The organism is Vibrio nomapromontoriensis (genome assembly GCF_050337205.1).
GTDB classification, from domain to species: domain Bacteria; phylum Pseudomonadota; class Gammaproteobacteria; order Enterobacterales; family Vibrionaceae; genus Vibrio; species Vibrio nomapromontoriensis.
This window is the reverse complement of record NZ_JAKJSS010000007.1, coordinates 570,991-583,086: the sequence shown is the minus strand read 5'-3', so window position 1 is coordinate 583,086 and position 12,096 is coordinate 570,991. Positions and strand designations below refer to the sequence as shown.

Below are 12,096 nucleotides of genomic sequence, written 5' to 3'. Positions count from 1 at the left end.
AGCATCTCTATTTTGAGTGCCGCTCAAAATAACGATAAAAAGCAACACAACACAACACAACACAACACAACACAACACAACACAACACAACACAACACAAAAACAAAATAATGTAAGTTAAAAATAATGTAAATCACAGGAGTATGGAAATGAAAAAGTGGTTATTAGCAGCAGCGATTGTTGCAACAGCAGCAACTGGGGTAGCGCAAGCAAAGGAATGGAAAACAGTGCGTTTTGGCATTGAAGGTGCGTACCCTCCGTTTAGCTGGACAGAAGCTGATGGGTCATTAAAAGGTTTTGACGTTGACATGGCTAATGCGCTTTGTGAAGAGTTGAAAGCAAAATGTGTCATCGTACCTCAAGATTGGGATGGCATTATTCCTTCACTATTGGCTCGTAAATATGACGCTATCATTGCCGCGATGTCGATTACTGAAGAACGCAAAAAGAAAATCGATTTCACTGGTAAATACGCACTGATTCCGAACAAGTTTATTGCTAAGAAAGGCGCTGGTATTGATTTTGAAAATCTAAATGGCGTTAAAATTGGCGTACAACGTGCAACCACCCATGACAAATATCTAACGGACAACTTCGGCGATAGCGTTGAAATTGTACGTTATGGCTCATTCGATGAAGCTTATCTTGATTTAGGTAATGGTCGTATTGCCGCTGTACTTGGTGATGCGTCAGCATTGGAAGATGGCGTACTTAAGAAAGAAGGCGGAGAAGCTTACGAATTCGTTGGTCCTTCTTTAACTGATCCAAAATGGTTTGGTGACGGCTTCGGTATCGCAGTACGTAAACAAGATAAAGATCTGACCAAGCAATTGGATGCGGCAATCCTGTCATTACGTGAGAAAGGTATTTACCAAGATATCGCCGCAAAATACTTTAACTACGACGTATACGGTGAGTAAATTACTCATTTAATTACGCTTTGATAAGGCTTGAGTATTATCTCAAGCCTTTTTACCAAATAGGGCTCGATAACGTATTTGGTAAGTTTATCAATATTTAAGTTTCGCTGTTGGAAGAAGCTATGCTCGATTTACAAGGATATGAAGCCTCAATTTTAAAAGGGGCGGTGTTGACGATAGAAGTAGCGGTACTGTCGCTCATTCTTGCCATGCTTTTGGGCATGTTAGGTGCGTTGGCTAAACTTGCTCCTTACCGTTGGGCACGTGCGATAGCCACGCTATATACAACCGTTATTCGCGGCATCCCAGATCTGGTGCTAATGATGTTGATCTTCTTTGGCGGGCAGATCCTACTCAATAATAGCCTGTATGCGGCCAATGAATGGCTCAATAACTGGTTTACATCTAGTGATCCTAATCACGAGTGGACGTCTTATTTACCTGATTATATTGATGTTTCGCCGTTCATTGCCGGTGTTCTTACCATAGGCTTTATCTTTGGCGCATATATGGCGGAGACCTTTCGAGGTGCAATTATGGCCGTTGATAAAGGTGAGATGGAAGCGGCGAAAGCTTACGGCATGAGTGGACCAATGGCGTTTCGACGCATTTTATTACCGCAAATGATCCGACATGCATTGCCCGGCTTTGGTAACAACTGGCTAGTATTATTGAAAACAACAGCGCTTGTTTCCATCATTGGTTTGGAAGACATGGTACGTGTGAGTTCGTTAGCGGCAGGCTCTACTAAGATGCCATTTACGTTTTACATGACGGTTGCCTTAATCTTTTTGTTTTTTACCGCAGTATCGACAGGCTTTCTCAAGCTGGTTGAGCGCAAATTCAGTATTCATACGAGGTAGATATGGACTTTTCTATCATTATCGACAGCTTCCCTGTTTACCTTGACGGACTATGGACGACGGCATGGCTGGTTTCACTAGCATTAGTCATTGGCCTGTGTGTTGCCATCCCGTTGGCGATTGCTCGCAATAGTAGTAACTATTTCGCGGTAGCACCTTCGTGGGCATTTATCTATTTTTTTCGTGGTACACCATTATTAGTTCAGCTGTATCTCATTTACTATGGTATGGACCAGTTTTTCCCAGTTAAAGGCACCTTATGGGAGAATGCATGGTTTTGTGCACTTGTCGCATTCGTTTTAAATACCTCGGCATATACTGCGGAGATCATTCGTGGTGCCATTAATGGCTTGCCAAAAGGTGAGGTTGAAGCGGCAAAGGCCTATGGAATGGGATATTGGAAAACCTATCGTCGAATCATTTTGCCAAGTGCGCTACGTCGAGCGCTTCCTGCTTATAGTAACGAAGTGATCTTCATGTTACATGGCTCTGCCGTAGCAGGGATTGTCACTATTATGGACCTTACGGGTGCTGCAAGGTTGGTGAATGCTCGCTATTATGCGCCATTTGAGTCATTTTTAGCGGCCGGTTTATTTTATATGGCGCTAACGTTTATTATTCTTTGGGTATTTAAAAACGCAGAAAAACGTTTCCTCGCCTATTTACGACCATTAAGCTAAGTAATGGAAGCAGATAATAAATAATAAGTAACAGATAAAAAAGCGCCGCGGTTGAACATCGCAGCGCTTTTTTGTTATTGGTATATGTATTGCGAATAAAGACTGTCTAGCCTTCTATAACCAACGAGTAGAGCCACTTCTTACTTAAACGTCGACCAAATAGGCGCATGATCAGAAGGTTTCTCAATGCCACGTAGTTCGTAGTCAATACCCGCTTCGACACATCGAGCTGAGAGCGATGGTGTGGCGAGAACAACATCAATACGCAGCCCGCGGTTATCTACAAATCCTTTTGAACGATAGTCAAACCATGAAAATTGATCATCAACATTAGGGTGTAGTTGACGGAAAGTGTCAACAAAACCCCAGTCAAGCAGGCGCTTTAGCCACTCTCGTTCTTCTGGTTGAAATGAGCATTTGCCAGTTTTGAGCCAGCGTTTTTGGTTAGGTGCGCCGATGCCAATATCTAAGTCAATTGGGCTGATATTAATATCGCCCATAATGATGACATCGTCTTCAGCAGTATGGTGATCATCTAAGTAAGTCATTAAATCGTTATAAAACGCCCGTTTATACGGGAATTTAGTTTCATGGGCGATGTTGTCACCCTGAGGGAAGTAACCGTTTAGCACTGTCACTTTTTTGCCGTTATCATTATCAAACGTCGCCATGATCATGCGTTTTTGGTGATCATCATTATCTGTAGGAAACCCGTACTGTACAGAGGTGGGCTTTTGTTTACACAGCATGGCGACGCCATAGTGCGCTTTTTGACCATGAAAATAGACGTGATAACCCATGGCTTCGACGTCTTCAATAGGAAAGGCATCATTGTGTACTTTGATTTCTTGTAGTCCGATGACATCGGGTTGGTGTTTATCAATGACGGCTTGCAACTGATGCAATCTAGCTCTGAGTCCATTGATGTTAAAACTGATGACTTTCATTGGAGATGGTCCTGTATTATGTCCGATCCGATAACAGAAATATTAGCATTGTCATAGAGATGGGTATACTTCAAATTATTGAGTTACAAGTGTAATAATGTTGTAATAAAAAGCTCAATAAAAAGGATGTTCTGTCGATAACATGCCTACATGGATAACCGTTTGCGAAAAGGATGTATTATGCGAACTCTCTCCGTTCAGTGGAAAATTACGATTTTAGCCGGCTGCTGTTTATTATTTACCTCTTTAGCGCTGATTAGTTTTTCGCTTTACAACGCCACCAATAATCAAAAAGCCACTCAGAAGCTTAGTTCCCAATCCGTAGTGGAGAAGTCGGAGGCGCTATTAGAAGCGCGTGCCGAAATCAATGCGAGAGAAGTAAAAGATTATTTCAGCGAAGCTATTTTTCGGGCTGAGATGCTTATTTCCAACGCGATATTTCAAAAGTCTAACGCGGAAGAAAACTTTGTACCGAGTGAAGACTTACGCACGGCTTTAGATGAAATGCTTCGCCAAGCCGTTATTCAGTTTCCTTCAATCGAAGGGGCTTACTTAGTATTTAAACCTAATCTGCTTGATGGCGAAGACTCGAATTATGAGGGAGCAGATTATGTCGGCTCCAATGATCGCGGTCAGTTTGCCACTTATTGGAAAATTGCAGAGACTGGTGAAAATGCCAACCGTCATGTGTTGAGTCAGGCTGATTTAGATAACTTTGCAGACGCTGAGCGATTTTATTGCCCGTTGGCGACAGAATCTGCCTGTGTAAGTACACCAAAGGCGACGCAGATAGCGGGCAGTACGCATCTGAGTTCGTCGTTATCGATACCGATTGAAGTTGATAATATGATTATTGGTTTTTTAGGTATTGATTTAGGTTTGACACAACTGGCTCAGACCGTCACCCAATCGGATGCGAGTTTGTTTGGGGGCAGTGGTCAGGTCAATATTGTCAGCTTGGACGAATCGGTCATTGCCAGTGACAATGCTAATGTAAAAGCCGGCACGCCATTTGTCAGCTCAGTATTGTCAAACAATCAAGTGACAGATCTGATGTTTGGCGAAGAAGCGGTTATTCAGTGGAGTGCTAATGGTGAGTGGTTAACGGTATTTAATCCGATCTCTATCGCAAATCAGACTTGGGGCGTGTTTTTTGATATGCCAAGAAGTTCGGTATTAAGCGATGCCATTCGTCTTGATCAAACACTGTCATCTCAACTTGAAGAAGGGATAGTTAGTGAAATTTTAGTCGGTGTAGGGTTTGTATTCATTGGTCTTGTGATCATTGGTGTTATGTCTCATAGCCTAGTAAAACCCATTCGCGAAGTTGTATCGAGGTTAGAGGATATTGCCACCGGTGAAGGGGACTTAACTCAGCGACTAGACGTGAAATCTGAAGACGAAATAGGTCAACTTGCCACGCAGTTTAATGCCTTTTTAGAGAAGCTACAGTCAACCATTTCTCAGGTTGCCACGACGTCGAAACAAGTCATTGAAACGGCGGAGCAGGCTAAGTCGACAGCAGCATCTAGTCGCGTGAGCTGTGATGCGCAGTTTAGAGAGGTGGATCTCGTCGCCACGGCGTCAGAAGAGATGACACAAACAGCGTCGTTAGTGGTACAAAATGCGGAAACGGCAGTACAAGCAGCGGCCTCCGCTAATGATTCAGCTAGCCAAGGTCAAGAAGTGGCCGAGTTGTCCGCCGCCGAGATGGTGAGATTGGTTGAACAAATGAAATCGACGGTGCCGGTTGTCGAAGAGCTGGCTCAGAACAATGCCAATATTACTGCTATTCTGGCGGTCATTGAGGGAATTTCCGAGCAAACCAATCTACTCGCACTTAATGCTGCCATAGAGGCTGCGCGTGCAGGTGAGCAGGGACGGGGTTTTGCTGTGGTTGCTGATGAAGTGCGCAGTCTAGCGAGCCGAACTCATGACTCGGTAGGTGAGATCCGCGAAGTGATCGAGCGTGTGCAAACGGGCACCAAAGATGTGGTTAATGCAATTCAGCAGGGATCACAACTCGCCGACTCTACAGCCACACATGTTCAACAGGCCGTGACATCATTAAGTAAGATCTTTGAGTCTATTTCCGCGATCAACGATATGAACTCGCAAATTGTAAAAGCGGCGGAAGAGCAGCAGTCGGTGTCAACGGAAGTGAATCAAAATGTCACCAACATCCGTGATTTGAGTGCGAAGATCTTAGAGCAAGCGGGTGAGTCTGAAAATGTTGGCAACGATATTTATGAGTTGTCATCGCAGCAGCAGACATTGATGAATCAATTCAAAGTGTAATGGTAGTCAAATAGATTAGACGAAAAGGCGAAAAAGATAGGTGTTGCAAAATAAGCGATGCCTATCATTTATTGTTGTGTCTTTATAAGTGACCTTACTTTTTATTTTGAATCGGCGAATGACAAGTAAGGGTTATGATTGCTCTTGTTCGAGCTGTCGTAGTAAATCCGCTCGCACCATATCTATTGCCTTGATTGCGACTTCAGGGGAGATGTCATTGCTTTCTAGCAAGTAAATGAGATCGACGGCCAGTTTAACGTCTTCAGGTGCATTTTCTAAACTTTGATTTGTTGCCATTATAGAAACTTCTCACTTTCATTAATTTGATGTTCGATGTTGAGTAAAGCCGCTCGACAACGTTGCAATCGCTGTTCAGCCATTTGCCATTCATGCTCAAGCGCGTCCTTATTTCCCCCAGACCCTAACAGACTTTCTTTATGTCTGACTAGTGCACATAAGCGAGCTTCCCATTCTTGGTGTTGGCGTAATTGGCTATGAAGGTCGTTAGACTCCTGCGGGCTAGTAGCGTTGAACTGAGCAAATGGGGCTAGGGCTCTTTCCAATGCTTCGAGTTGAGCCACTAAGCGATCCGCTAAGTACTGGGCTTTAGTTAGAGAAATTGAAGGAGATGAAAGTTGCCTTAGGTTATCTTTGGCTTCGTGCACGCACGGGGAAAGAAAACGAGAGGAGGCATTAAAGAGTTGATCATCAAATAACACCGTTGCGCTCTTTTTTCGTTCTGCGTCATAGGCGGCGGCCGATTGACGAAGCTTTTCTAGACGAGTGTGCAGATCCGCGAGTTTCATCTTTTTTTCTCAGTGGTAAATCGCATAGTAATTATAGAATGATTTGTATTGGCTCGGGCGCTTTAAAACCACGCATCATAGGCAAGTTTAATGGCAAGAATACTTACCACGGTGACAAAAATCGGTCGGATGAACTTGCCACCGAATTTTATCGCTGAATGGGCACCGATGTAGGCACCAGCCATGAGACAGACACCCATGGTGAGTCCTAGTACCCAGTTAATATGCCCTAAGAAAGCAAACGTCACCAAAGAGGTAAAATTGCTGGTGAAGTTCATAGCTTTCGCCAATCCAGAGGCGAGTAGAATATTTAGCCGATATAAGGCCATTGAACTTACCGTCCAAAACGCGCCGGTTCCCGGGCCTGCAACACCGTCATAGAAGCCAAGTGACAAACCTTGCAAGTATTGCTTACGGTTGAATTTAGGGCAGCCTTTATTGACACCGTTACCGTCGGCACTCGGTGATTTATGAAAAACGGTATAAAGCGCCGCGGCAAGAATAACGAGAGGCAATACTTTTTCCAACCACTCTGTTGAAATCATATCCACGACAAACGTACCCAAAGTAGCGCCAATAAGCGTGGCTATAAATGCTCTTTTCCAGCACTCTGGATTAAACAGTCGCTTACGATAGTAAGTAAATGCCGCCGTGGATGAGGCAAAGGTCGCCGCTAATTTATTGGTGCCAAGGGCAATATGAGGAGGTAGCCCAAGAGACAGTAAGGCGGGCACAGTGAGCATGCCACCGCCGCCAGCGACCGCATCGATAAAGCCTGCCACAAATGCGACAAGCGCAAGCACCACAAGCATGCTTGGTTCAATAAATTCCATGGAGACCTGTCACCTTAGTATTCGATAGTTCTTTTAAATGGGGGTAGGGAATCGAGAAGTGACTTGCCATACCTTTTTGTTACGATGCGCCTGTCTAGAATGTACAAGGTACCGCAATCTCTTTCTTTACGTAATAGACGCCCTGCTGATTGTATCAGCTTTTTACTGGCCTCAGGAACTGTAATCTGTAGAAATGGATTGCCGCCTTTACGTTCTATATATTCTGCATGTGCTTGTTCAATTGGTGAAGTTGGTACCCCAAATGGTATTTTGGTAATAATGAGGTTCTCAAGTAACTCTCCGGGCAAATCCAAGCCTTCGGAAAAGCTGCCGGTGCCAAAAAGCACACTGGTTTTACCGCATTGAGTCAGCGTTTTATGTTTATTTAGAATTTCTGTGCGTGATGATTCGCCTTGGATTTGCAGGTGCCAGCCTTTTAAGGCAAATTTTCCTTTAATGTCGTTCGCTACTTGGTTCATCTGCCAATAGGAAGAAAATAGCACCAGATTGCTCTTGCCATCGGCGATGTACTGCATCAATTTCTCTTTCAGCTCATCAGTAAACGGACTCGCTTGTGGTTCGTACTTCATTTTTGGCACGATAAGTTCCGCCTGATTGGCGTAATCAAAAGGGGATGCCAGTGCTAAGAACTGAACGCCGTCTTCTTCCTTTTGGCTAATGCCACTTTGGTGACAAAAGAAAGAAAAAGAATTTAGTGCTCGCATTGTTGCCGAGACTAACACCGCGCCAACACAACGAGACCAAATTTGCTGGTCGAGCTGCCAACCCACTTCTAAAGGCGATACGCTAATAATATGGTCGCTATCGCGTTCTTTGCTTTGTTCAATCCAACGCGCAAGTGGCGCGCCTTTTTCTTTTTTAGGCTCACTCATAAGTCGCCATACGGCGGCGAGGTTTTCAAACCTTTGAATATAAAAGCCTAGCTCTGCGAGTGCGGGCTCGGCAAGTTTAGCGGCAATTTCGCCATCTTTGAGGCGTTCTGAAATCAAATCCGCAATTTTACCAGAGGCTTGTGAGCCTTTTTGAGTGATAGATTTGAGATCTTTAGCTTGGGTTTCAAGCCACGTAGGCAGTTCGCCATCTTCAAATCGGCAATAACTTTCTTCAAAGGTTAGCGATGAACAGAAGGTGTTTACTTCACCCAGTATTGGAATAAGTTGCTGAATGGAGTCTTGCAATTCATTGCGAAAACGACCAATGCGTTTTTCATCTGCCAGTCCAGAGAATTTCGATACGGCTTGGTTTAGTCGCTCTAACCAACTCACGGCCCCTTTTAATGTCGATGAGGCTGAAGCGTGGTCTCTGGCGACATGAGGTAAGTGGTGGGCTTCATCAAAGATATAAATGGTGTTTTCTGGTTCAGGCAAAATCACCCCGCCGCCCAGATCTGCGTCAGCCATGACTAAGCTATGGTTGGCAATAATGACATCATTTTTGTCCAGCTCTGAACGTGCTTTGGCAAAAGGGCACTGTCTGTGCGCAGGCAGCCCACTATTGCAGCTGTGCTTTTCACTGACAATGGTCTGCCAAATGGCATCATCAATAGGAGCGGGCCATGAATCACGATCACCATTCCATTTATTCTGTGACAGCTTCTCGTACATATCGTGGAGTTGTTTGATATCACTTTTTTTCGGTTTGGACTCAAACATGGCAAGCTGGCTGTTATCGGCATCTGCTTCGCCAGCGCCGCATGCCACCGCCAACTTTTCGGCGCAGCAATAGCGCTGGCGACCTTTAGCAATAATAAAAGAGAAGTTTTGGTCAGTAATACGTCGAAACAGAGGCAAGTCTTTATCAAGTAACTGCTCTTGTAGTGCCACCGTTGCAGTAGAGATGACTATTTTGCGATTGTTTTGTACCGCGATAGGAATCGCTGCCATTAAATAAGACAGACTTTTACCAATTCCTGTCCCTGCCTCCGCAACAATAATACGCGTCGACTTGTGATATTGACCAAGCAACGTCTTGGCAATTTCAGAAACAAGATAGTTTTGCGCGCGTCTAGGAACGAAGTTATCCAGTTGATGTTGCAGGTTTTGATAACTTTGACGAATTGATGATTGTATTTTACTGGTTGTCATACTGTGATCCAAATTGCAGTGCGGCGATGATAGCACACTTCGATTGGTGACATTCAGAGATTCTCATCATCACTTTACGGTGATAGTTTTGATCAATGTCACAAAAACAGAGTGAACTTTCATAAAGCCATATATCTTTCAATGGTCAAAAAATATAAAACCCCAAAAAAGACATTTGGTTGGTGGATTGTTCTCATTGTTGTGCGATTAATTTGCTCCTGTTGGAGTTTTTACCTGATTGATGTGCAGATTTTAGTGTCGGGGTTGCACTATATGAGTGCTTTTAAAGTTTGCGGTGTATCACATGCTGTTTTGTAACCCGTTGATTTATCGGTATTTAGAGTGATTTACTTATTTTTTTTAGGGTGTTTGACATTGTCTTATATCTTTTGCATTCTTGATTTCGAGATTTAACGACGCTGAAACGACTTAGGAACAAAAGGTTGTTGTTCTAAAAAATGATTTTGGCGCGATATATATTAAAAAAGGGAACCGAAAGGGAATTCCCATCTAATGAAAAGGCAGTGGATTATCATGAAAAAGACTCTAGTAGCTCTAGCAGTATTGGCAGCAGGTTCTGCGCAAGCAGGTATCGAAATCTATAACCAAGACAAAGTGACGGTTAACCTAAAAGGTGACATCGAAGTTGTTTACTTGAAAGGTGTTGCAGATGGTGCATCAACTAAACAAGAAATCCAAGATGCGGATTTTGGTTTTGACACACGTTACGCAATCAACGATGACTTACAATTTGGTGCGTACTGGGAATTTGACGGTGCGAACAGCAGCGTAACTAAAGGTACGAGCACAGCAGCTCACGCTGGTAACACGTACGTAGCACTATACTCTCAAGCTGCTGGCTCTTTGAAAGTTGGTCGTCTAGATACTATTCTTGATGACGCTGGTGTTGGGTCTGATTATCAATTTGGTGTGAACTCTTTCTTCTCTAACGGGTCTCCGTTTGGTGGCGACGAAGCAATCCGTTACGATATCGATACTGGTAGCTTTTACGGTGGGATCGCGTATAAGCAAGATAAAAACAAAAACAACAAGCTAGGTGAAGACGGTAACATGGTTGACGCAAAAGTTGGTTACAGAGTAGCTGATTTTGACTTCACTGGTTTTTATGCTATGGCCGACTTTAAAGGTGCTGGTGCTAATTTTGCTGGTCTTTCAGATGCAGGTCATATCGACACCGAAGGTAAAGAAAATCTTTACGCTGTAGAAGCTCGTTGGGCTGGCGTAGAAAATCTTAACCTAGAATTGGGTTACTATAACATAAAATTGGATCCAGCATTTGCGGATGAAGATTTTACTAACCAAACATTCGCCTTTGCTGCTGATTATACGGTAAATCAATTCGTATTTGCTGGCGGCATTAGCCAATCTAACTACGACCAAGCTATTACCGACGTAGCAAACAACGTTAGTTATGATAAAGTAAACAGTTGGTTTGTTAACGTAGGTTACAATGTAGCGCCGGGTGCTACTGTTTACGCAGAAGTTGGTGGCAACGACGGTTACACTGATTTTGATTCTTCAGATACTGGTGTAAACCTTAAACAAAATGGCACTGGTTTTGCTCTAGGTGTTAAAGCTGAATTCTAATCTAGCTTTAAGCTAAAAGATTATTTTAAAAGCCACCTCAGGGTGGCTTTTTTACGTCTCCAATAGAGTGATTTAGATGTCAATTTATCTAAAAAATCCTTTTTTGCGAGTAATCTCTGTGTCATGCTGTTTGACAAGATAGTAGGCAGCAGTAAAGGAAGCCGATCGTGAAAAATAGTATGGTTGTTCTCGCCACATTAGGGCTGGCGTTTAGTGTAAATGCAGCGACGCTTGTGCCAATGAAGGGTGTCTCGGTTTACTTTATTAATGGTCAAGAAGCCGATAGCAGAATTGGTAAAAACGAACTCGAGCAAGGTGAGAACCAAGTTGTGGTTCGCATGGATAAAAAATTGGGTAAAGGCAGTAGTTCCAATGTTTACACCTCTGCACCTTATGTCCTCACTGTGAACGTAACGGGCGACGAGGTGAAAATTAATCATCCAGTGGCGCGCAGCGAGCAAGAAGCGAAAGTGGCGTTTCGTGGTGACACGCCACAATGGCGCGTGACGCAAGATGGTTATGCGCTTGCCTACGAGCAAGAGAAGCTGAAAGGTAAAGATGGGTTTATGCCATACATGCAAATGGATGAACTCATTGCTGCGCATAATGCTGAGCGAGGCATTACTTTTACATCCGGTGAAATGGTGGTAGCGACGTCTGCAGCCCCTGTCGCCACGGTGGCTGCCACAACTGCGGTAGCTGCGACGGTAGCGGATACCCCTAAAGTATCGGCTACCGCAGCCTCTAAGGAAGCGGTTGCCCCGCAAGTATCAGATAATGTTGGCCAGCTTCAAGCTTGGTATTTAAAAGCCTCCAAGCAAGAGCGTAAAGAATTCCGTAAGTGGATGATCGATCAAGAATAGCTAGGGCTGTTTTGAGTGATTATGATCGGATGAAAATACAGTGAAAGGAGCTTCGGCTCCTTTTTTGATGCAAGCCGTTCACGAATGACACCGATAATGGCTGCTATATGAATCTATAAAAGTACAGGTTTCTATAAAGCAGTGAGAAAACAAAAGTCGCTAGAAAAGAAGGC

At 43.8% G+C, this 12,096-nt stretch carries 11 protein-coding genes; 6 read left to right on the top strand and 5 right to left on the bottom strand.

All coding sequences use genetic code 11. From position 1 onward, the window contains the following. Positions 1-149 precede the first annotated feature (149 nt). The 3 genes from L4D05_RS06735 (at position 150) to L4D05_RS06725 (ending at position 2,463) form a co-directional block, all read left to right on the top strand. Complete coding sequence (locus L4D05_RS06735) at positions 150-920, top strand: ABC transporter substrate-binding protein (protein WP_265673430.1); 771 nt, start codon at positions 150-152, stop codon at positions 918-920. 122 nt (positions 921-1,042) lie between these two features. Beyond that, positions 1,043-1,783, top strand: a complete 741-nt coding sequence (locus tag L4D05_RS06730; protein WP_265673431.1) for an ABC transporter permease — start codon at positions 1,043-1,045, stop codon at positions 1,781-1,783. 2 nt (positions 1,784-1,785) lie between these two features. Then, the gene (locus L4D05_RS06725; protein ID WP_428751788.1) at positions 1,786-2,463 is read left to right on the top strand and encodes an ABC transporter permease; all 678 of its coding nucleotides are present in this window, start codon (positions 1,786-1,788) and stop codon (positions 2,461-2,463) included. A gap of 140 nt (positions 2,464-2,603) precedes the next feature. Here the strand turns inward: L4D05_RS06725 and xthA are convergent, their stop codons facing one another. Next, positions 2,604-3,410: an exodeoxyribonuclease III gene (gene xthA, locus L4D05_RS06720; RefSeq protein ID WP_428751789.1), complete on the bottom strand. Its 807-nt coding sequence runs from the start codon at positions 3,408-3,410 to the stop codon at positions 2,604-2,606. Between the two features lie 180 nt (positions 3,411-3,590). Between xthA and L4D05_RS06715 the strand changes: the two genes are divergently transcribed. Continuing rightward, positions 3,591-5,708, top strand: a complete 2,118-nt coding sequence (locus L4D05_RS06715) for a methyl-accepting chemotaxis protein (RefSeq protein ID WP_428793408.1) — start codon at positions 3,591-3,593, stop codon at positions 5,706-5,708. Positions 5,709-5,840: 132 nt separating this feature from the next. Here the strand turns inward: L4D05_RS06715 and rsmS are convergent, their stop codons facing one another. The 4 genes from rsmS to dinG form a co-directional block, all read right to left on the bottom strand. Further along, the gene (rsmS, locus tag L4D05_RS06710; RefSeq protein WP_428793407.1) at positions 5,841-6,005 is read right to left on the bottom strand and encodes a pleiotropic regulatory protein RsmS; all 165 of its coding nucleotides are present in this window, start codon (positions 6,003-6,005) and stop codon (positions 5,841-5,843) included. Then, entirely contained in the window at positions 6,005-6,514 is a 510-nt protein-coding gene (gene priC / locus L4D05_RS06705; RefSeq protein ID WP_428793406.1) for a primosomal replication protein PriC, read from the bottom strand. Before priC ends, rsmS begins: the two co-directional genes overlap by 1 nt. 62 nt (positions 6,515-6,576) lie before the next feature. Continuing rightward, positions 6,577-7,347, bottom strand: a complete 771-nt coding sequence (locus L4D05_RS06700) for a TSUP family transporter (RefSeq protein ID WP_250616723.1) — start codon at positions 7,345-7,347, stop codon at positions 6,577-6,579. A 14-nt stretch (positions 7,348-7,361) separates the two neighbouring features. Further along, positions 7,362-9,452: an ATP-dependent DNA helicase DinG gene (gene dinG, locus L4D05_RS06695; RefSeq protein ID WP_428793405.1), complete on the bottom strand. Its 2,091-nt coding sequence runs from the start codon at positions 9,450-9,452 to the stop codon at positions 7,362-7,364. Positions 9,453-9,986: 534 nt separating this feature from the next. Here dinG and L4D05_RS06690 point away from each other — a divergent pair. Next, positions 9,987-11,060 carry a porin gene (locus tag L4D05_RS06690; RefSeq protein WP_428793404.1) on the top strand — a complete coding sequence of 358 codons (1,074 nt, stop codon included), beginning with the start codon at positions 9,987-9,989 and terminating at the stop codon, positions 11,058-11,060. 167 nt (positions 11,061-11,227) lie between these two features. Further along, positions 11,228-11,923, top strand: coding sequence for a YccT family protein (locus L4D05_RS06685; protein ID WP_428793403.1), 696 nt, complete (start codon positions 11,228-11,230; stop codon positions 11,921-11,923). Positions 11,924-12,096: the final 173 nt, after the last annotated feature.

Excerpts from the sequence above, each read along its gene's own strand:
- L4D05_RS06735 (WP_265673430.1), top strand. The coding sequence starts at position 150 with ATGAAAAAGTGGTTATTAGCAGCAGCGATTGTTGCAACAGCAGCAACT.
- L4D05_RS06730 (WP_265673431.1), top strand. The coding sequence starts at position 1,043 with ATGCTCGATTTACAAGGATATGAAGCCTCAATTTTAAAAGGGGCGGTG.
- L4D05_RS06725 (WP_428751788.1), top strand. The coding sequence starts at position 1,786 with ATGGACTTTTCTATCATTATCGACAGCTTCCCTGTTTACCTTGACGGA.
- xthA (WP_428751789.1), bottom strand. The coding sequence starts at position 3,410 with ATGAAAGTCATCAGTTTTAACATCAATGGACTCAGAGCTAGATTGCAT.
- L4D05_RS06715 (WP_428793408.1), top strand. The coding sequence starts at position 3,591 with ATGCGAACTCTCTCCGTTCAGTGGAAAATTACGATTTTAGCCGGCTGC.
- rsmS (WP_428793407.1), bottom strand. The coding sequence starts at position 6,005 with ATGGCAACAAATCAAAGTTTAGAAAATGCACCTGAAGACGTTAAACTG.
- priC (WP_428793406.1), bottom strand. The coding sequence starts at position 6,514 with ATGAAACTCGCGGATCTGCACACTCGTCTAGAAAAGCTTCGTCAATCG.
- L4D05_RS06700 (WP_250616723.1), bottom strand. The coding sequence starts at position 7,347 with ATGGAATTTATTGAACCAAGCATGCTTGTGGTGCTTGCGCTTGTCGCA.
- dinG (WP_428793405.1), bottom strand. The coding sequence starts at position 9,452 with ATGACAACCAGTAAAATACAATCATCAATTCGTCAAAGTTATCAAAAC.
- L4D05_RS06690 (WP_428793404.1), top strand. The coding sequence starts at position 9,987 with ATGAAAAAGACTCTAGTAGCTCTAGCAGTATTGGCAGCAGGTTCTGCG.